General features: G+C 45.4%; 16 protein-coding genes. 5 read left to right on the top strand and 11 right to left on the bottom strand.

Annotation, left to right across the window (positions count from 1 at the left end; genetic code table 11):
* Positions 1 to 216 precede the first annotated feature (216 nt).
* The 3 genes from HRM2_RS26960 to HRM2_RS05820 all read right to left on the bottom strand — a co-directional run bounded on the left by HRM2_RS26960 (position 217) and on the right by HRM2_RS05820 (position 3,298).
* Positions 217 to 387, bottom strand: coding sequence for a hypothetical protein (locus tag HRM2_RS26960; RefSeq protein WP_015903079.1), 171 nt, complete (start codon positions 385 to 387; stop codon positions 217 to 219).
* An 800-nt stretch (positions 388 to 1,187) separates the two neighbouring features.
* A complete protein-coding gene (locus HRM2_RS24980; protein ID WP_015903078.1) occupies positions 1,188 to 2,183 on the bottom strand; it encodes a VRR-NUC domain-containing protein in 996 nt (331 codons plus the stop codon).
* A gap of 356 nt (positions 2,184 to 2,539) precedes the next feature.
* Positions 2,540 to 3,298, bottom strand: a complete 759-nt coding sequence (locus tag HRM2_RS05820) for a hypothetical protein (RefSeq protein ID WP_015903077.1) — start codon at positions 3,296 to 3,298, stop codon at positions 2,540 to 2,542.
* Positions 3,299 to 4,317: 1,019 nt separating this feature from the next.
* Between HRM2_RS05820 and HRM2_RS05815 the strand changes: the two genes are divergently transcribed.
* Positions 4,318 to 5,706, top strand: coding sequence for a sensor domain-containing diguanylate cyclase (locus HRM2_RS05815; protein ID WP_148214569.1), 1,389 nt, complete (start codon positions 4,318 to 4,320; stop codon positions 5,704 to 5,706).
* A 907-nt stretch (positions 5,707 to 6,613) separates the two neighbouring features.
* Here HRM2_RS05815 and HRM2_RS05810 read toward each other — a convergent pair.
* The 5 genes from HRM2_RS05810 to HRM2_RS05785 form a co-directional block, all read right to left on the bottom strand.
* Positions 6,614 to 7,963, bottom strand: a complete 1,350-nt coding sequence (locus tag HRM2_RS05810; protein ID WP_015903075.1) for a Ni/Fe hydrogenase subunit alpha — start codon at positions 7,961 to 7,963, stop codon at positions 6,614 to 6,616.
* 2 nt (positions 7,964 to 7,965) lie between these two features.
* On the bottom strand, positions 7,966 to 8,907 hold the full coding sequence (locus HRM2_RS05805) for an NADH-quinone oxidoreductase subunit B family protein (protein ID WP_015903074.1): 942 nt from the start codon (positions 8,905 to 8,907) through the stop codon (positions 7,966 to 7,968).
* On the bottom strand, positions 8,907 to 9,332 hold the full coding sequence (locus HRM2_RS27355; RefSeq protein ID WP_015903073.1) for a hydrogenase iron-sulfur subunit: 426 nt from the start codon (positions 9,330 to 9,332) through the stop codon (positions 8,907 to 8,909). Before HRM2_RS27355 ends, HRM2_RS05805 begins: the two co-directional genes overlap by 1 nt.
* Positions 9,333 to 9,359: 27 nt before the next feature.
* On the bottom strand, positions 9,360 to 12,410 hold the full coding sequence (locus HRM2_RS05795) for a 4Fe-4S dicluster domain-containing protein (RefSeq protein WP_015903072.1): 3,051 nt from the start codon (positions 12,408 to 12,410) through the stop codon (positions 9,360 to 9,362).
* Positions 12,411 to 12,510: 100 nt separating this feature from the next.
* Positions 12,511 to 13,002: a hydrogenase maturation protease gene (locus HRM2_RS05785; RefSeq protein WP_015903071.1), complete on the bottom strand. Its 492-nt coding sequence runs from the start codon at positions 13,000 to 13,002 to the stop codon at positions 12,511 to 12,513.
* Between the two features lie 490 nt (positions 13,003 to 13,492).
* Here HRM2_RS05785 and hysB point away from each other — a divergent pair, with 490 nt between their 5' ends.
* The 3 genes from hysB to hysD all read left to right on the top strand — a co-directional run bounded on the left by hysB (position 13,493) and on the right by hysD (position 16,539).
* Positions 13,493 to 14,449 carry a NiFeSe hydrogenase small subunit gene (hysB, locus tag HRM2_RS05780; RefSeq protein ID WP_202944691.1) on the top strand — a complete coding sequence of 319 codons (957 nt, stop codon included), beginning with the start codon at positions 13,493 to 13,495 and terminating at the stop codon, positions 14,447 to 14,449.
* A 36-nt stretch (positions 14,450 to 14,485) separates the two neighbouring features.
* Positions 14,486 to 16,000 (top strand): NiFeSe hydrogenase large subunit HysA, encoded by a 1,515-nt coding sequence (gene hysA / locus HRM2_RS05775; RefSeq protein WP_015903069.1) that lies wholly within the window; start codon positions 14,486 to 14,488, stop codon positions 15,998 to 16,000.
* 80 nt (positions 16,001 to 16,080) lie between these two features.
* Positions 16,081 to 16,539: a NiFeSe hydrogenase maturation protease gene (hysD, locus tag HRM2_RS05770; RefSeq protein ID WP_015903068.1), complete on the top strand. Its 459-nt coding sequence runs from the start codon at positions 16,081 to 16,083 to the stop codon at positions 16,537 to 16,539.
* Here the strand turns inward: hysD and HRM2_RS05765 are convergent.
* The 3 genes from HRM2_RS05765 to HRM2_RS26510 all read right to left on the bottom strand — a co-directional run bounded on the left by HRM2_RS05765 (position 16,536) and on the right by HRM2_RS26510 (position 18,516).
* The gene (locus HRM2_RS05765) at positions 16,536 to 17,399 is read right to left on the bottom strand and encodes a YitT family protein (RefSeq protein WP_015903067.1); all 864 of its coding nucleotides are present in this window, start codon (positions 17,397 to 17,399) and stop codon (positions 16,536 to 16,538) included. The genes hysD and HRM2_RS05765 overlap by 4 nt on opposite strands.
* A gap of 325 nt (positions 17,400 to 17,724) precedes the next feature.
* Positions 17,725 to 18,171, bottom strand: coding sequence for a thioredoxin (trxA, locus tag HRM2_RS05760; RefSeq protein WP_015903066.1), 447 nt, complete (start codon positions 18,169 to 18,171; stop codon positions 17,725 to 17,727).
* 159 nt (positions 18,172 to 18,330) lie between these two features.
* Entirely contained in the window at positions 18,331 to 18,516 is a 186-nt protein-coding gene (locus tag HRM2_RS26510; protein WP_148214568.1) for an SUMF1/EgtB/PvdO family nonheme iron enzyme, read from the bottom strand.
* A 197-nt stretch (positions 18,517 to 18,713) separates the two neighbouring features.
* Here HRM2_RS26510 and HRM2_RS05755 point away from each other — a divergent pair, with 197 nt between their 5' ends.
* The gene (locus tag HRM2_RS05755; protein ID WP_049770526.1) at positions 18,714 to 20,102 is read left to right on the top strand and encodes an aldehyde dehydrogenase; all 1,389 of its coding nucleotides are present in this window, start codon (positions 18,714 to 18,716) and stop codon (positions 20,100 to 20,102) included.
* Positions 20,103 to 20,124: the final 22 nt, after the last annotated feature.

The raw sequence follows: 20,124 nt of genomic DNA, 5'->3' as shown, positions 1-20,124 counted from the left end.
CTGACATAACACATGAGTGGGCAAAAAGAAACATCAGATTCAACCCAAATCCACCGTCTGTTTTTTTATACCTCTCCAAAGGCAGTAGTCCAAGGCTTTCTGGAACCCGAAATTTGCAAGCGTCCCCATAGAGGTTCTTATTGAAAAACTAAAATATTAATTCAGACTGCACGCATTATTTCCTTTTTTCCTGCCCACGGCAGTATGTGCGCCAATTCATCCAGAGCAGTCGTTCATTATTGAAACGGTAAGCAAAATCTTTTCCCGTAAAACAGAATCAACGGCCCTGTATGTTGAATAAAATGTCGGCAGTTTCAATGTTGATCCAAGTCGTATAAAAAAATCAACCGGAGAGATAAAACTCACCTTTTTGGGTTCTAATATCATATTTATTTCTCCCCAAAAAAGAACTTTATTGCTCAAACATATGCAAGTTTAAAACATTTTTTTAGAACACTGCATTTTTATATATATCTGGACCCTGGTCAAATATTACAAGCCGGTTCCTATTTGTTTTTATCTTCTTAAAAGATCTTATCATGGGTCATGATTACCGTGAGATCCATTATAGATGTCAACCAATTAAAAGAACGAAATTTTGCAAAACAAGGGCCGCCGAGATGGGCAGAAATGAATTTTACCCCTATCCATCCCTTCCACTAAAACACCTGAAACTATATTTGATATTCTTTAATAAGAATGATATTCAACGAATCTTGAAGATAATTAGTCTCAATTGCAATCAATCCGTCATTTTTTTATTATCAGGTTGATTATCTGTTTGATTGATGGAAGTCCCACCAATCGAAAGACGTGGGCCTTGGTTACAGCTTCAACCCCCCAGACTTTTAATAATAGTCCTGGCTTCTATATTTAGCATTTGGTGGGAAAAAACATAGGCAAAGTCTTCACTATTTGTGTCTAATTTGTGTCACTTTAAAATTGAAAAGAACTGTAATCTTGTCTATACCTTCATTGGGGGCATATTTCTGAAATAATCGTATCAGTACTGGTCTTGAGTTTTTCAAGACTGTCTTTGGCATTGAGTGACATCTGAGCGAAACTGTTTCAATTTATGTGAGCACTATAGGTATACATTTCATTTGAAAGAAAAAAAGTATAACCAATCGCTGCAAAAGCCTGCTTGATGGTGAACAGTAGAAAAAAAACAAAAATTTATTTTTTTTTTAATAGCTGGGCGTTGAGGAAATTTTGACAAAAGCAAAATCCAGATTTAATGGATTCATAATTTTACTAATAATTGTTTCTTGGCTTTTCCGCATTGTATCATTAGGACTTTTTACTTCTAAAAATTTAACTTCCCCATCTTTCCAAATTGTTAAATCTGGCCAACCTTTTCTATATTTATATGGATCTGTTGCAAATATTTGAGCTATCTTATAAATCGAATCACCACCGAGGTTTTCATACAATTGAATAAGCATCCAACCTTCTAAAAATGGAAAGTATTGCAGAACAGACTCACTTTTTGTTTGTGTCCAAGTATCGCCACCCATTTCATATACAACTTCATATTCTTCCGTTGAGATCATCCTCGCAAAGTTCTTTTTTACCTGATTTTTAGTTGCCGATTTAATGTTTTTTAGGAGCCAAGGGATTTCAAATCTATCTTTTTCAAAGGCAACATTCTGTGCATAAAGAGCCTCAATAAAAGTACATCTATGATCCATGCCTATTTCTGGAAAAGACATTGCTTTTATAAGATTAAGAATCAAACCACCTTCATGAGAATAACCTTTCCAACCACTTAGTCTATAGTAATCTAACACTGCTTCTTCAATTAAAACCCATTTGTTTGTCAGGGGGCTTTTCCATTTCTTTTTACCTCTCCGTATTAAATTAATATCAACAACTGGTGCTTTTATCTGTGCCTTTTTCTTATATGGGATTTTTTTACCTTCGAGTAGTAGTTTTGCTTTGACTAAACGATCTTCAATCGCGGCATACGTTGACCCTGCTTTAATACCTACTTTTTCATTTTTAGGATAAATTTTATTTAGCAATGAAATATATTGCTCGCAAATTGAAACCACCAAAGCGTAATCTTTTTTTTTCCTGGCCAAAATTGCAATTCTTTCAACACAATATGGTGCTGGGATCTTACCATCCCTGATTGCTGTTTCCCAATGTTCAAGCATGTCATCTAAGTTGTGTTCATCCATATAGCATTCCTTTTTTGATAGTTTAACCAGTTACTATCGGAATATCAGATGAACGTAATTTTGTAAATTGCTTTTATCTTAATACAATGTGTTTGTATTCTTATCGTGAAATATCAAGGTGTTATAGATAGAGAGCTATTACAGGGATAGTGGGGACGGATTATTGAATTCTGAGGAGCCAAGACTACAGCCAGTATTCTGCTCTGAGTTCGTTTCATTTTTAAATATTATTGAGTGTAATCCGAGGTGCTTAAACGCTGATAGCATTTTAATGTATTAAGTTGCATTCGAGAATGCACTTTCACATCTCGTAAAACGCCAATTTTAGCCAAAATAAATCATTTTTAAAGCTATTGTTATATTTCGATTGCACTAATTCCTTTAACGTCTAAATAATAATTGTTAAAATTTGAAGCTAACCAAAAATATTTCAAGGCAATCTTTTTATCGGCGCGGTTTTCAGCCATGCTTTGTTCAATTTTCGCTTTTAGAAATACAATAAAGTCATTAAGAGAATTTATGCCCAATTGTTTGTGAGCAGCATTTATTGGCACCGAGTTTGGAAACGGATTCAAAAAATAAAATCCATCATCATCTTTGAAAATGTTATTTTTAAGCATGAGTCTTTCATAGGGGCCATCCGCAGACTTTAATGCTTCAGATATGGGGCCAATCTCACATTCTATTTTTTTAAATAAATTATCAGAAATTATAATCCTTGGGTAAATTGCATGTTCACTTTCAATCATATAAGCCTCATTCATGGCAGAACCAAATACCACCCTATCTTTGTGGTATAATTCTCCATATGTAATTCCACCACGAAGGAATAATCCGTATTTTATAAAGGCTGCTGAAAGGTCTTTAACATGTGAAATAAGGTGTAATATCTCTTTGAATTCACAAGAAATAATTATTGAGTCAGAAAAAAATGTTACTTCCCTCGTATGGAGTTCATCTAAACCGAATTTTTGATATTGTGTTTTTTGATCATTATTAGATTCTTCAGCAAAATAAAGAGGGCTAATAAACTTCAATAATAATTCTTCCTGATTGTCAGCAACTAATTTCTTAAAGCCCAAAATATCCAAAAATGCTATAATTCGATTATCCATTTCATATCTCCAAGTGATACTGATAAGTATCCAAAGCATCTCCCTGGAGGATTGTCAATATGTATTGAGATTTTTAAAAATCAGAATACTTAAATCAAAGCTTATTGGAGATAAACCTTTTTGTGAGTAAACGGTCCACATGGGCATACTAAATGTTTAATTCTACCCAACAATAAATAAGGTCATTGAACTAGATAGATTTACTGCCAGTTCAGCATGACGTGGAGCAGGTAGAAGCAGAGCGAAGAGAGTTATTGCCATACCGATCTTTCGTTTATAAGCCGACAACCCTCTTGGTCACAATCCTCAATCTTGCCTTCACATGGCGGTTCTTTACATCCTGGTCCGGCATTTTTTTCGGGATACTTATTACTAAGGGGTACAAGTTTACAAAAATAATATTTTCGAGATTTCGGTTTTTTGATGCCGCGGCTATCACTAATAGGATTTCTTACAGGTTCATCAATACATTTGAAATCGTAGAAAGTACACTCCGTCATAATAAATCTCCTATTTAGGTAGTTTTTTTAGACCTAAAAACCTTAGTTTTAAAGAAAAAAAATGTCAACTTTATAATATAAAAAATTGACAGCATACTTCTGTCTATAGCCAACCCTTTTCAGGATTCAAAAATCCCCCCCGGACTATCCCTGTCAGTCCACACCTTTTTTTTAAAATCACTAAAGGAGAATGATCCTTACATCAAGATTAATCTTTCAACTGACGGTATCAGGTTTTGTATTGTACTGGTATCTTAAACATTTTTAACCTCAAAAGATTCAACCAGGGGACAATTATTCGAAACTCCAGCGTGACCCAACATTGCTTCTGTTATTCATGACTTTTTCAAAATCAGCGCCGGTCACTAATCATAGACAGATCGAACGGTTTTTAATTGCGATTTTTTAAAAGAATATAGAATACATCCCCACATATCGAGTCCTTTTGTTTTTTTGCTAAAGCTGTTATTTTAAACAAGAATTTAGTAATAACTTAGTATAAACTCCGGTTCCTATTACATGGGAGGTCTGACAAAATTGTTTTCTCAACTAAAGGAATACGTTTTAGGCCATGAAGATTGGCTTATGGAAAAAATCCTGAGTTATGCAAAGCAAAGGAATTATACAAAATACACCTCTACTTTGAAAGAAGCATGGAGGCTTTCGATCACCGGCTTGTCAAAATCCTTAATTGAGGCCTTGGATGTGAAAGGTAAAGATCTTGAACTGGGACCGCACGAAGAATACACTTCTGACCCCGCATCACATTTTGGCAGAATTGAAGCTGAAAGACACAGACAAAGAGGTATCAGTATAGACATGTTTTTGGGACTGATGAAATATTATCGTCAGTCCTATTCTGATCTAATACGTGAATCAAAATTTAAGGATGATATTAAATACCAATATGAACAAATCATCAAGAGATTCTTTGATCGTGTAGAAATAGGATTTTGTACAGAATGGGCATCTACTGGAGACGAAGATATCGTAAAGGAATTGCAGCGTAACAATCGAGTGATGACCAATGAGAAAAATAAATATCTCACTATTTTTGAAAGTCTGTCCATGCCAGTTTTTATTGTGGGTCTGGACGGGACTATAGAAAATATGAATCATGCTGCATCAGGAATGCTTCATTATGATACTGCACCGGGCACACAATACTATGGAGAGAAAGATACACTTAAATTATTTTTCATAGAAGTATTTCCTTGGTTAGATAAATCTTTCAAAAATTTCATATCAGGAACTGACACGAAAAAAACATTTGAAACGGCTATAAATGATAAAGGTCAATTCTTTTTCATTTCCTTTTCCCGCTCTCTTGATATTTCCGGTAAATTCTCTAACGCCATAGCTATTATAGAAGATATTACAAAAAGAAAAACCATGGAAAAGGAGTTAGAAAAGCTTGCCACAACAGATCCCTTAACTGGAGCAAAAAACAGAAGATCTTTCCTTAATTTGTTTGAAAAAGAAATGAAACGGTCTAAAAGATATAATTACACTCTGGCTCTGGTTATGATTGATATTGATCATTTTAAAAAAATAAATGATAATTTTGGGCATGAGACAGGTGACAAGATATTAAACCTGCTCGTCGCTAAGTGCCATAGTGTTTTAAGAGATTCAGATATTTTTGCCAGATGGGGAGGAGAAGAATTTATTATACTTCTTCCTGAAACTGATCTTCTCCAGGCATCTTCTGCAGCCGAAAGGTTACGAGGTGCATTGGCCCAAAGTGAACTGAGGACTAACGATGGCACAAATATTAATTTTACTGTCAGTATTGGCTTTACGATTTTTGGAAACAAAAACATATTAATAGATGAAATTATAAAAAAAGCAGATAAAGCTTTGTATCTGGCAAAAAAACAAGGGCGGAATCGAGCCGTTTTCTTGTAAAAAACAAGAGCGAGGAATTATGGTATTTAAGCTCAGCCCTTCACATTATTTAAGGACGCTGTTTTAATTCGTTAATGATCACTATTAGCCTGAAATAACAGTCAAGTCTCCTTGCATTCATAACACACCCGATGCTCAATAATTCAAACGGTATTTTTGAAATTTTCCAATGAATAATTTTTCAATCACAAAATAGTTGAATAGTCACGAAAAATCATCGTCGAATCAAGCCAGTCAACCGCCCACGACATATTGCAATCTGCAAGCTTAAACCTCAAATCTTATTGGAAATTATTTAATCCTCTATACCTATAAAATATAAAATGGCAGGTAATCCCGATCCCTCAATTCCCGGTTCATTTTGGAAATCCCGCAAGGTCACATTGATAAAAACAAAGACCATGGAATCGAGGATCAGGTTTTTCAAATTTGGAAGATAAAAAGATGTGGAGAATCATTAGGATAAATCTGCATTTGACGGGAATGCCAGTACTGGTATTTCCGCCAAATGGTTACGAATCGCTTCCATGGATTGTCCCAGTCGTTTTGCGATCCGCTCCTCGTTTGGAATCGAACAGTTTCTGCAGGGTTGTGTCAAAAAAGAAAGTGGGCAGGGCTAAGGGGCTCAGAAATAAATAATTCCTCAATCTTGCTTGTCTTTCAGTTCGTCTTCTGCGTTGCATCAAAGGGCACATATTTCAATATGTTCCCTTTGATACGCCTTGAATACGAGCTGAAATCCTGCACCATATTTGTGGAATTATTTATATCTGAGCCCCTAAGGCCCTGGATTGCTCCAGGGCCTTTTTTTCTATCAGCAGTTGGTAAACAGAGTTTTACCGGTTGAATCTACAACATTGAGTCCAATCACAGGACCGCCATCCAGGCGGTGGGTTGCGCAGCTGACTCAGGGGTCGTAGGCGCGGACCGCCATCTCTACCTTATTTAATATGGTCTCGTCCACCTGGCCGTTTTTGATGAGCATATTGGCCGCCTGCTTTACGCTCATGGAAATGGGCGCAAGGTTGTGGGTGGTGCCGACAATGAGGTTGGCCGTTTTAATACAGCCGTTCTCGTCGGTTGTGTAGTCATGAATCAAGGTTCCCCTGGGAGCCTCCACATGGCCGACGCCCCTGCCTGCCTTGGGGGTCACCGTGCAGCGGGTCTCCTTGCCTGTGATGGCTGGATTGTTCAAAAGCTCCAGGGTCTTTTCACAGGAATAGACAAGCTCAATGAGACGTGCCCAGTGATAGAGCAGGGTATGCTGGGCAGGCTTGCCAAAACTTTTCCTGAACTCTTCCAGTTCTTTCTGGGCAAGGGGGGTCGGAATCTGATCGCAGCAGTTGATCCTGGCAAGACAGTTAGAGCGGTAGATCCCCTTGGGTGCATCAAGATCCATGGAGAATCCCTCGTTCCAGGACTTGGCGTAGGGGTATTTTCCATAGGAAACATCCAGAGTGCGCTCGGAGATATAGTCCAGATAGTCGGTGTCTTCAAAATCGTCAAAGGAACCATCGGGGCGCATGAGACGTATCTTACCGTCGTAGAAGTTGAGGCTTCCGTCTTTGTCCACAGTGCCGATGAAACCCGTGGTAATGGTACCAAGGGTGGTGACAAGGTCAAGATACTTTGGAAAAATTTCTTCCTTGGCATGCTTGATGGAAAACTTCGCAAATTCAAGCAGTTCCTTGCTATCCTCGACCATCTCCTGCCTCTGGCTTTCGTTCATGGGTTTTGAAAACCCGCCAGGGACACCTGCAATGGGATGAATCACCTTTCCGGCAAATTTCTCCATCATCATCTGACTCTTCTGGCGCATGCGAATCACCTGACGTGCAAGATCAGGTGCGGCATTGGCAATACCCATGACGTTCCGGACGGAATAGTCGGCATCCGGTCCCATGACAAAGTCCGGGGCCGCAAGGAAATAGAAATGAAGAATTTTATCGTTGATGTGGGCCATATTCTGCATGCATTCACGCAGCAGGTGACCGGCGGGAGCAACCTCAGCATCAAAGCAGGCATCAACGGCCTTTACGCTTGACATGTGGTGGTGCCAGGGGCAGATACCGCAGATGCGGGTCACGATCCTTGTGACCTCTTCGGCAGGTTTTCCTTCTACAAATTTTTCAAATCCCCGGATCGAGTTAAAGTGGGTAATGGCGTCGGCCACATTACCCTGGTCGTCCAGCTTGATCTCGATACTGGCATGACCCTCGATCCTTGAAAGGGGCTGTATATTTATCGTTTTTCCCATAATTATCTCCTGGTTTTTTTCCCTTGTTTGACCACAAGCCTGTTGTGGGCCCCTGAAAATCTCAGCAGGCTGTCCCGATCCGGCAGCTGCGACAGGTCAATGCCGTTGCTTGCAAGGGCGTTGAGCATGTCAAGGAGCTGGTTGCCCTTTTGCTGAACAGGGCCATAGCAGCCCCGGCAGGGGACCCTGGCGGAAATACAGCGGGGTGCTTCGCCATTGGTGCCGGCACAGCCCGCCCGTGTCACAGGTCCCATGCACAGATACCCCTGTTCAAGCAGGCAGCGCATTTCGTCAATGGGTTTATCCGGATCAAATTCTGGACACTCCACAGCCCGCTTGATGCCCTTGACAGCCCCCTTGCCCATACGTTTGGTCGGACAGGTATCACAGACACTCTTAAAGGGCAGCTCAGGGGTCTCACCGTTCAACAGGGCAAGAATGGCTGTGGCAATTTGATCGGGATGGGGAGGACAGCCAGGAAGGTAGATGTCCACCTTAATGTGCTCGTCCAGGGCATAACACCGGTCGAGCAGGGGCGAGATACCCTTGGTTGGCACCTGGGCACCGGAATCCGTACTTTCCGTTGCATAGTACCGGTCAAAGAGCTCCTCATTGGTAACCGAATTGATGAGTGCAGGAATCCCGCCGTGGGTGGCACAGGTGCCAAGGGCGATGACAATGTCGCATTTTTTGCGCATCTCCATTGCCACTTCCAGATGTTCTTCATTCCTGATACCGCCACTCACAAGCCCAACGGTTGCCTTGGGGATATCGATGTGTTGTTTATCCCCAAGTTGTCCCAGATGCTTGTGATCCATGAGCACGGGAATATGAACAAAATTGATCTTGGGAAGCAGGTCCAGCAAGGTTTCTCCAAGATTCAAGATCGCAATTTCACAGCCTGAACACGAGTTCAGCCACTCACTGGCTACGTTAACGGCCATTATGCCACCTCCTCGAGGTTGAACCGGTTGGGGCCAAGCTCCTTAATTTTATTGGTGAACTCGGTCACTTTTTTTGCAAATCTGGGGCCTTCCGCCCCTGAGACCCACTCAATGGCAAACCGTTCCGGATCAATGCCGGCATCCTCAAGTATCATGTTGATAACAGCTGCTCTTGCCAATGCTTTGTTATTACCATCCAGGTAATGACATTCGCCAAGGTGTCACCCCATAACAATGACGCCATCGGCCCCTTTCTTCAAGGAATCCACCACAAGATCTGGATGGACCATTCCAGAGCACATAACCCTTATGGCCCTCATGTTGGTGGGATACTCAAACCGTGACACCCCAGCCAGGTCTCCACCGGCATAGGCGCACCAGTTGCAGAGAAAACCGATGATGGTCGGTTCAAAATTATCTGACATTATAGTTCTCCTTCATTATATTTTGCATCAAACCTTCTCAAGAATGGCATCCACCTGGGCCCGCAACTGGCCCGGAGTAAATCCATCGACCACAATTCCTTCTTTGGGACAGGTGGCAGCACAGATGCCGCACCCCTTGCAAAGGGCCCTGTCTGTCTTGATCCGCCGGTGCTGTTTTCCGTTTTCCTCAAACTCCACAAGCGTCAAGGCGTTGTAGGGACAGACATCAAGGCACAGGGCACAGCCGTCACAGTTCTGGGTCACATGGGATTTGATGGCATCAAGCTTCATGGTCTTTTTGGAGAGCACCACGCTTGCCCTGGATGCAGCGGCCTTGCCCTGGGCAATGGCCTCGTTTATGGGTTTGGGATAGTGGCACAAACCCGCAAGAAATAATCCGTCCACGGTGGAATCAACCGGCCGAAGCTTTGGATGGGCCTCGGAAAGAAAGCCGTCAGCATTGACACCGCATTTGAAAATGTTGACAAACGAAGCGGTTTCGTTGGGAATCACGGCAGTTGCAAGAACGATACGGTCGGCTGTGATCTCAAGGTCGAACTGTGAAATGGGATCATGGACCGTGACGATCAGATCATCTCCACTCCTGGTCACCCGGGGTTTTGTCTCAGGCGTATAAGAGATGAATAGTACCCCAAGATCCCTTGCCTCCTTGTAAATGTCTTCCCGCTCGCCATAGGTCCTGATGTCGCGGTTCAGCACATACACATCCATTCCTGGATTGCTCTTTTTCAGCAGCACGGCATTGGCCACGGATCCTGCACAACAGACCCTGGAACAATAGGGACGTTCCTTGTCCCTTGAACCAACGCACTGGATAAACACGGTGGAATTGACTGCGGTCAGGGCTGCCTGATCCGTTGATAGTTTTCGATCAAACTCAAGGGCCGTAACCACCCTTGGATCCTCCCCATAAAGGTATTCATGGGGGGTATAGGCCTTGCCGCCTGTTGCAAGGACACAGGCACCAAACTCAAGGGTTTCCGTTTCTTCACCCCTGGCAATTTCGCCGATGAAACTGCCCACAGATCCGGTTACGGACTTGAGGGTGGCGTTGGTAAATATCCGGATAAGATCGTGGTTTTCCACATCGGCGATCACCCGTTCAAGACCGGGCTTGACCAGTTCTCCCTTCCAGGTTTCATACAGGTCAAGGGCCACCCCGCCAAGGGCTGTTCCCTTTTCCAGCAGCACGGTCTCATATCCGTTGTTTGCAAGACCAAGGGCCGCATTCATTCCGGCAAGACCTGCTCCCACCACAAGTGCCCTTGGGGTGACATTCACGGAAACATCGGTCAAAGGATAGTTCCCAATGGCTTTGGCCACCGCCATTCTCACCTGATCCTTAGCCTTGGCTGTTGCCCGTTCAGGCTCATGGGGGTGAACCCAGGAATTCTGGTTCCGGATGTTGGCCATCTCGACCATGTACTTGTTGAGCCCGATTCCCTGGAGGGTCTCCTGGAACAACGGCTCGTGGGTTCTCGGGGTACAGGCTGCAATGACCACCCGGTTAAGGCCCTTTTCCCGAATCTTATCGGCAATCAGGTCCTGGGTATCGGTGGAACAGGTGAACATGTTGTTTTCAACATACTCAACCCCCGGAAGGGTAGCGGCATAAGCAGACACAGCCTTGACATCAATCACGCCGGCAATGTTGGTTCCGCAGGAACAGACAAACACGCCAACCTTTGGATCCTGGTCTGCAATATTGATCTCTTCAGGCCAGGTTTTTTCCCGGGTCAGGGTGTTCTTTGACTCGGACAGAACCGCCTCGACCTCAGCCGCTGCCGTTGAGGCATAGATCACTGACTTTGGGATGGCCTTGGGAGAATGGAATGCGCCGGTTACAAACACACCATCACGGGTGGTGGAGACAGGGGCAAAACTGCCTGTTTTGGCAAAATGGTATTGGGTTAAATCAAAACTGAATTTATCGGCAAGGACCATGGCATCCTGGGGGGCCTCAAGGCCGATGGAGAGAACAACTATATCAAAATACTCATTGTTGTGCTGAACCCCGTTTTCATCGGTGTAGGTCATGGTGACCCCTACTCCGTCGGGACCTGCAAGCAGGGTATGGGGGCGGGCCTTGACATAGGAGACGCCCTGGGTCTTGGACGCCTCATAATAGCGCTCGTATTCCTTTCCAACGGTTCGCATATCCATATAGAAGATCGTCTGCTCGTTGTCATCCGACGACAGATGGGAACCAGTCATCACGGCCTGCTTGATGGAATACATGCAGCAGACACTTGAGCAGTAACCGTTCTTGACACAGTTGGTGTTTCTCGACCCTACGCACTGGATCCAGGCGATTTTATTTGGTTCACCACCATCGGACGGCCGGGCAATATGACCGATGGTTGGTCCTGAAGCCGACAGATATCGCTCATACTCAAGGCTTGTGATCACATCGGGAATTTCATCATACCCGTAGTAATCAACGCCCTTGGGAGAATAGGGTTTAAACCCTGGAGCAAGAACCACGGCCCCCACGTTGACATCCACAAATTCAGGCTTCATCTCGAAATTGATGGCACCCGTGGGACAAATCTTTGCGCACACCCCGCATTTGCCCTTATTGATCATGATACAATTGTCAGGATCTATGGCATATTTTAACGGCACGGTCTGGCCGTACTTGATGTAGGCAGCCTTTCGATAGTTCAGCCCCTCGTTGTACTCATCCGGAACCTTTTTGGGACATTTTTCAGCACACAGTCCACAGGCAATACACTTATCTTCATCAACGTAACGCGGTTTTTTCTTGATGGTTACCGTAAAATTTCCCTGCTCACCTGTGACCTTTTCAATCTCTGAAAGTGTCAATAACTCAATATTCAAGTGCCGACCGCACTCGACCAGTTTGGGTGAAACAATTCACATGGCGCAGTCGTTGGTGGGAAAAGTCTTGTCCAACTGTGCCATGGCCCCGCCAATTCCCGAACTCTTTTCAACAAGATATACGTAATAGCCGGAATCGGCCATATCAAGGGCAGACTGGATACCGGAGATACCTCCTCCGGCAAGCAGAACCGAACCTACAGGCTTGTTTGTCATAAATACCTCACTTAAATGTTAGACCTAAATTTGTGAACCCATAAAAACATCAATCTCCCATGGGACTGAAGAACCGATGTCATATTTGTCGTTTAAATCGCTATTTGTCTTTAAGCAATTCCATGATCCGTTGACAGGCCCTTGGTACGGCAGCCTCAACTTCAGGGGCAAGCCCTGGATTGATCTCATTTGGTATGGCATCTGTGTGCATGCCAATGACCCTCACGTCAACACCGCCCTCATCCTTTAGCTCCTTCAGAAGATTGGAGGACGGGCTTTGGTGCAGTGAGAAATCACTGAGTTTTTCCCGGGGGACGTCCGTTAAATCAATATCAAAGACCTCACCAGGGCTTCGGCTGGGAACCGTAACCGCATCCACAACAATCAGCATTTCAGGTTTATCCTCCATGAGCAGAAGATCAAACATGAAATCCCGGATACCGGTGCCGGCGTCCAGGGCAAGGGCTGTGTCAGGCAGGGTGTAGTTTCGGTTAAGGTGCTCCACCACAGCCGGACCAAATCCGTCATTGGCAAACAAGGTGTTGCCGCACCCGAATATCAATATTTTTTTTGTGTAAATATCTGTTGTCACAATCCTTCCCTTTCCCCCACAAAAAGCACCTGCCCAAAGACCCACATTAGATAAACTGGCGCTGTTTCATCTAAACAAACTGGTGCCACACCAGTGATTGAATTCCCGTCATTTTCTGTACGCTCCATATCAAAACCAAAAGAGTCATGATTACCAAATTAAAATTTTTATGTCAAACCTATTTTAAATTTTATCAAACCATTTAATTTAAAGGTTTTTTTAATCGTCTTCCACCGATAAACCAGCCGTTGGAATGCAGGTTAAAGAGCCAAATTACACCCGTGGGAATCTTCCAATGTCCCCCATAGTAAAGGTTGACAGAAATTATTTTGTTACGCTATAGTTACCCGCGTATATATTTGTTTTACCTATATGGTCTATCAACCATCGGTAAAAGGTCGAAACCCTGATATTTTACAAAAATAAAGGTTTGATGTTTTACTGTTTATCTGTAACTCGTTGTACTTCTAACAGCATCAAGGAGGTGCCATTGAAAGAAGAACAGAATTTGTCTGATGATCAAAAAGAGGGCAGCGGCGTATCTCGAAGGGGATTTCTCAAAGCCCTGACCGGAACAGCCGCAGGTATCGGCCTTTCCCAGATGATCAACCCTGCCCTTGTTTCTGCAATGAAAAAAGGGCTTGAGAATCACCCGGTTCTCTGGATCCAGGGTCAAGGCTGTACAGGATGTTCCGTGTCGCTTTTAAACAGCGTAGAGCCCACCATTGCAAAGGTGCTGCTTGACATTATCAGTCTCCAGTACCACCCCACGGTCATGGCAAGTGAAGGAGAGACCGCCCTTCACAATCTCTACAGGGTCGCCGAAGAGTACAAGGGAAAATTTTCCCTGGTGGTGGAGGGTGCCATCCCCCTGGCAGCCAACGGTAAGTACTGCATTGTTGGCGAGCGTGACAACAAGGATATCACCATGGTCGAGATGACCACTGAACTTGGAAAAATGGCTGGGAGCGTTCTTGCCGTCGGTACCTGCGCAGCCTATGGCGGAATTCCTGCGGCTAAGGGAAACCTTACCCAGGCCACCGGGGTTCAGAATGTTTTCAAAAAATTCGACATCACGACACCTGTCGTGAACATTCCAGGATGCCCCCCCCATCCGGACTGGATCGTTGGTACCATCGCCCATCTTCTCACAAAGGGCCTGCCGGAACTGGATGAAAATGGACGTCCGCTTCTCTTTTTTGGTGAAAACATCCATGAAAACTGCCCCTACCTTGACTACTTTGATCAAGATATATACAGCAAGACCTTTACCGACAAAAAAGGCTGCAGAATGGAACTCGGTTGCAAAGGGCCTGACACCTATGCCGACTGCTTCAGGCGCAAATGGAACTCCGGCCTCAACTGGTGCATTGAAAATGCTGTTTGCATTGGCTGTGTAGAACCCGGTTTTCCAGACGCATCATCCCCTTTCTATGAGCAATCGTAAATCAAAGTTCTTAACTGAAGCCAAGGAGATTTTATCATGGCAGGTTGCAAGCCTGAAGCAGTACCCGTAGGCGCTGCGGGAAAAAAAATAAAAGTTGCCATCGACCCGGTTACCAGGATCGAAGGCCACCTGAAAGTTGAAGTAGAGGTAAAGGGCGGAAAAGTCGTTGATGCCAGGTGTTTTGGCGGCATGTTCCGCGGTTTTGAAAACATTCTTACAGGAAGGGATCCAAGGGATGCCACCCAGATCGTCCAGAGAATCTGCGGCGTATGCCCCACGGCCCATGCCACGGCATCCAGTCTCGCCCTTGACGATGCCTTTGGTGTAAAACTCACCAACAACGGCAGGGTCGCAAGGAATCTCATCCTTGGAGCCAATTTCCTCCAGTCCCACATCCTTCACTTTTATCACCTGGCCGCCCTGGACTATGTCAATGGACCCGAGGTTGCCCCGTTTATTCCAAGATACAAGAACAATGATGTAAGACTTGACAAGGCCACCAACCAGGTGGGCGTTGACCAGTACCTCGAAGCCCTTGAGATCAGAAAAATCTGCCATGAAATGGTCGCCCTTCTTGGCGGAAAAATGCCCCATGTCCAGGGCATCGTTGTCGGCGGTACCACGGAGATCCCCACCAGGGAGAAACTGGATGCATACAAAGAGCGGTTCAAAACCGTCAGAAAATTCATCGAGGAAAGATACCTTCCCCTCATCTACCTTCTGGCAGGGCCCTATGGTGATCTTCTCAAAACCGGCACAGGTTACAAAAACTGCATTGCTTTTGGTGTCTTTCCCCTGGATGACGCAGGCAACACTCTTTTAAAATCTGGTGTTTTCACGGACGGCAAATACACGGACTTTAATTCAGACAACATCAAGGAATATGTAAAGCATTCTTTCTTTGCTGACAATACAACGGGCCTGCATCCCAGCAAGGGCAAGACCGTTCCTGATCCTGAAAAAGCCACGGGTTACAGCTTTATCAAATCCCCAAGGTACAATGGCAAACCACATGAAGTGGGACCCCTTGCAAGGATGTGGATCACCAACCCAGAGCTTTCCGCCACTGGCCAGAAGGCCCTTGGCGTCAAACGCATGAGGGACATTGGAGATGCCGCTTTCTCCATCCTTGGCCGCCACATTGCAAGGGCCGAAGAGACCCTTCTTGTGGCAATGCAGATGGAACGCTGGCTGGAAGAGGCAAAACCCGGCCTTGAAACCTTTGTTGCTGCGCCGATCCCGGAGAATGCAGAGGGAATCGGTCTCACCGAGGCACCCAGGGGTGCCCTTCTTCATTATATCGACATCAAAAATTCCGTCATTTCAAACTACCAGATCACCTCGGCCACCATCTGGAACGCCAACCCCAGGGATGACATGGAACAACGAGGGCCCATTGAACAGGCCCTGATAGGTATTCCGGTTCCCGATATTGACAGCCCAGTGAATGTGGGGCGGTTGATACGATCGTTTGACCCATGACTGGGCTGTGCCGTGCACGTGCTGCACGCAGAGACAGGCAAAACAAACGTTGTTGAGATTCCGCTCTAGGATTTTGCTGCAAAAGACAAAGGGGGGATGGACGTTCCATCCCCCCTTTCACGTTTAACCCTGAAACCTTGGAACAAAAAATGAAAAAACTTCTGGTACTGGGTGTTGGAAACATTCTCCTGACGGACGAAGGCATCGGAGTCCATGCCGTCCACGAATTGATGAAGGAGGAGTGGCCCGGAGATGTTGAATTCATAGATGGCGGCACATTTACCCAGGATATTTTCTATCTGTTCCAGGATTACGAAATCATCCTGGTTCTTGACATTGTCAAGGGAGGCAAGACACCCGGTACCATTTACCGCCTTGCCGAGTCTGACCTTAGAAAAGATGAAAGCCAGACCCTCTCCCTCCACGACATTGATCTTCTGGACTCCCTGAGTATGACCGAACTCATGGGCCACAGACCCGAACTCCATGTCCTGGGCATTGAGCCTGAGACCCTGTCCTGGAGCATGGAGATGTCCCCCAGGTTCAAACAACTGTTTCCTGATTTTCTTAAAATCGCCCGCCAGGAGATAAAACGGCTGCTGGCCTAATAAACCTTGGGCGTTGAGAATCCCCTGCCAAGGACATCAAAGGTATTTTCGGTAATCATGAGAGCATCATGGTCAATGGTCAGCACAATCTCTTCCAGTCGCTTGACCTGGTGACTGTGCACCACGGTCAAAAGAATTTTTTTCTCTTCGCCGGTATAGGCACCCGTACCGTTTAAAAAGGTCGCCCCCCTTTTCAGGGAGGACAGAACGACAGGGGCTATTTCGTTGTTTAAATCAGAGACGATCAACACCATCTTGCGCTGGTTGAACATGGTAAGCACCTGGTCCAGCACCTGGGAGACGACAAAGCTCAGGGCTATGGAATAAAGCACGACATCGGTATCCAGGAATCCAAAGCTGAAGATAAAAAGCAGCAGGTTGAAGAAAAAGAGAAAGCTTCCGATCCTGATACCGAACTTCTGATTCACCATGATGCTGATAATATCCATTCCACCCAAAGACCCCAGGCTGTGAAGGGCAATACCGCCGCCAGCCCCAAAAATAGTGCCACATGCCAGGACGGCCAGGAACGGATCCTTGATCTCAATGGTCCAAGGAATCATCTCCATAAAGATGGAACTGATGATCATTCCAAAAAGGCTGTAAAAGAAAAACCGCCGGCTGATAAAAATCCAGCCAACCAGAAAGAGGGGAATGTTGATAATCAGATACCACAGACCAGGGGTAAGGATTCCGCTTGTGTAGAAAAGAAGCAGGCCCAGTCCTGAAATTCCGCCTGTGATAAACTCGTGGGGGATGGCTATCGCCTTCAACCCAAGGGCGAAAAAAAAGGCGCCTGTAGCCAAGAGAAAAAGGTTCCACACGACTGAAGATTTCAGCCGTTGTTTAAAATAACTCATTGGGATTTTACCATTATAAAAAACGTTACGTTAAATCAGATCAGAATCGGCCATACCGTTCTGGCAGGAGGAGCGTATAACGCCATTTCAAACCAGAGTCAACACTTTTTTAGCCTATAGGCCAATGGCGCCCGTCATTGCTCAAGCTAGACGGTCGACCTGTGGGGTTAGCTTTCTGACTGGTACGACAAAAAATAAACGCCGATAACAGGGGTGAACGGGAACAGGTATTGCCCGAAGCAGATTAAATGGCAGAGGTCACCATGGACGCTGAATAATCTGCCATTTCCCCTCCTCTGGAACAGACGTCAAATTCGTTCCCATATCACAACAGCGGTTTGAGCCGGGTTTCAATCTCTCCCCGGGAAAGGGCTCCCACCGTGGAATCAACGACCTTTCCGGCCTTGAAAAAGACCAGACTTGGAAGGCTCATGATTCGATACCGGGCTGCTGTTGAAGCATTTTCATCCACATTGACCTTAACGATTTTGATCCTTCCGGCATAGGCCTTTGCAAGGCCCGAGAGCACCGGCTCCATGGTTTTACAATGACCGCACCAGGATGCCCAGAAATCCACGATCACCCCACCCCTGTGGGCCAGGACCTCCTGGTCAAACGTCTGGTCCGTTGCCGTCACGGGTGCCGTAAATATCTGCTCCCTGCCAAGGGGTTGCTTACAGCGACCGCAAAGGGGCCCCTGGTCAATTCGATCCCGGGGGATCCTGTTTTTAGTACCGCAGCTGTCGCAAACAACTATTACACTTTCCGCCATTTTATCCTCCTGTATGCCCGAGACCCCATCCGGCTTTCAAGGTCCCAAGCTTTCCGGCAAGATCCACTGCCAGGACGAACAGCCCCGTCACCAGCACCAATCCCACACATTTCCGCCATGTCATACAAGGCAAACCCATTGGGCTCCCGGGTACCGAATTCATGGAGGCCCCCCGCTGTTTGCATCATACCAGGCAACGGCATTGATATCATCCCTGCACGCCTGGGGATAATCCTTTCCACCACTGGAGGCAGCATACTCCCATTCGGCTTCCGTGGGCAACCTGAATTCTTTAGGGAAGAGGTTTGATTCAGCTTTTTTGCAAAAGCATTGACCTCGTTCCACGAAAAGGTTTCCATGGGATAGTTGCCACCATTTTACACGAGTCTAAATCCAACCCAACTTTTTTAACCTGCCCATGGGAAAAAATCAATCTGGTTAAGTATTATTGCCCAAATCTCACCTTTTCCCTTTATTTTTTCAACAGGGGAATGTTAGATTCGTTGAATAAAATCAATTTTAAACCAAATTTGGAAGATCCCATGTCCGTCATCCAAAACAGCACAATAAAAGCCCTTGTTGACAACCAGCACAATTTTTTCCGAACCCGGGTTACACAGGGCTATGAATTCAGAAAGAAACACTTGGAACGCCTGGGGTACGCCATCAAAACCCATGAAGCCAGGATACACAGAGCCCTTAAACAAGATCTTGGCAAGCCCGAATTTGAAGCCTATGCAACAGAAACCGGCATCTGCCTCAATGAGATCGCCCTGACACTCAAACACCTCAAGGACTGGATGCGTCCCAGGCGGGTCAAAACCGCTCTTCTTGCCCAGCCCGGAACCAGTAACATCCTTTACTCACCCCTGGGGGTCAATCTTGTTATTGCCCCTTACAACTATCCGTTTCAACTCGCAATGGCCCCCTTAATCGCAGCCATTGCCGCAGGGAATTGTGTGGTACTGAAACCTTCGGAAATGACTCCCAGAACAAGCGAAATCATATGCAACCTGGTTCAAACCAACTTTGATCCAGGCTTTGTTGAGGTTGTACCCGGGGAAGTGGAAGAGACCAGAATTCTTTTATCCCAACGGTTTGACCATATCTTTTTCACGGGCAGCAGCCGGGTGGGCCGTCTGGTCATGCAGGCTGCGGCTCTCAACCTGACCCCGGTCACCCTGGAACTTGGTGGGAAAAGCCCCTGCATCGTCCACAGGGATGCCAACCTTGAAATTGCTGCCAGAAGAGTTGTCAGGGGGAAATTTATCAATGCCGGCCAGACCTGTGTGGCTCCGGACTATCTGCTTGTACACAGCGATGTCAAATCCATCTTTCTCAAAAAATTAGCCAATCGAATCATCCTTTGCTACGGAAAAAATGCCATTACCAGCCCTGATTATGGCAGAATCGTCAACGACAACCACTTTCAACGAATCATGGGGCTGATCGACCCCGCCCGGGTGGTGGTCGGCGGAACCTCTGACCCGTCACAAAGGTTCATTGCCCCCACAGTCATGGACCGGGTCACCATTGACGATGACATCATGCAGCAAGAAATTTTTGGTCCGGTGCTGCCGGTTCTTGAATATGAGACCATGGATGACATTTACAACATTGTCGAGAAGCTTCCGGCCCATCCCCTGGCATGTTATGTTTTCAGCAACTCAAGAAAAGTGCAGAACACCCTTACCGCCAACATTCAGTTTGGTGGAGGCTGCATCAACAACAGCCTTATGCACCTTGTCAACCACAACCTGCCGTTTGGCGGCGTCGGGTTGAGCGGAATGGGAGCCTACCACGGGTTTTCAGGATTTGAACAATTTTCCCATAAAAAGGCAATTTTAAAATCCTCCCCATGGCTGGATTTGCCAATGTTCTACCCGCCCTACAGGAAGAAATTATCCTTTTTAAAGAAAATCCTGGGATAAGGGAGAAAAGAAAAAAGAGAGG

The organism is Desulforapulum autotrophicum HRM2 (genome assembly GCF_000020365.1).
GTDB classification, from domain to species: Bacteria; Desulfobacterota; Desulfobacteria; order Desulfobacterales; family Desulfobacteraceae; genus Desulforapulum; species Desulforapulum autotrophicum.
This window is presented reverse-complemented; position numbering and strand designations above follow the sequence as displayed.

What these genes read in the sequence shown, in the direction of transcription:
- HRM2_RS24980 (WP_015903078.1), bottom strand. Translation starts at nt 2,183, where the DNA reads ATGGATGAACACAACTTAGATGACATGCTTGAACATTGGGAAACAGCA.
- HRM2_RS26960 (WP_015903079.1), bottom strand. Translation starts at nt 387, where the DNA reads ATGATATTAGAACCCAAAAAGGTGAGTTTTATCTCTCCGGTTGATTTT.
- trxA (WP_015903066.1), bottom strand. Translation starts at nt 18,171, where the DNA reads ATGGCGGAAAGTGTAATAGTTGTTTGCGACAGCTGCGGTACTAAAAAC.
- hysD (WP_015903068.1), top strand. Translation starts at nt 16,081, where the DNA reads ATGAAAAAACTTCTGGTACTGGGTGTTGGAAACATTCTCCTGACGGAC.
- HRM2_RS05805 (WP_015903074.1), bottom strand. Translation starts at nt 8,907, where the DNA reads ATGGCCGTTAACGTAGCCAGTGAGTGGCTGAACTCGTGTTCAGGCTGT.
- HRM2_RS05815 (WP_148214569.1), top strand. Translation starts at nt 4,318, where the DNA reads ATGGGAGGTCTGACAAAATTGTTTTCTCAACTAAAGGAATACGTTTTA.
- HRM2_RS05755 (WP_049770526.1), top strand. Translation starts at nt 18,714, where the DNA reads ATGTCCGTCATCCAAAACAGCACAATAAAAGCCCTTGTTGACAACCAG.
- HRM2_RS05820 (WP_015903077.1), bottom strand. Translation starts at nt 3,298, where the DNA reads ATGGATAATCGAATTATAGCATTTTTGGATATTTTGGGCTTTAAGAAA.
- HRM2_RS05765 (WP_015903067.1), bottom strand. Translation starts at nt 17,399, where the DNA reads ATGAGTTATTTTAAACAACGGCTGAAATCTTCAGTCGTGTGGAACCTT.
- HRM2_RS05810 (WP_015903075.1), bottom strand. Translation starts at nt 7,963, where the DNA reads ATGGGAAAAACGATAAATATACAGCCCCTTTCAAGGATCGAGGGTCAT.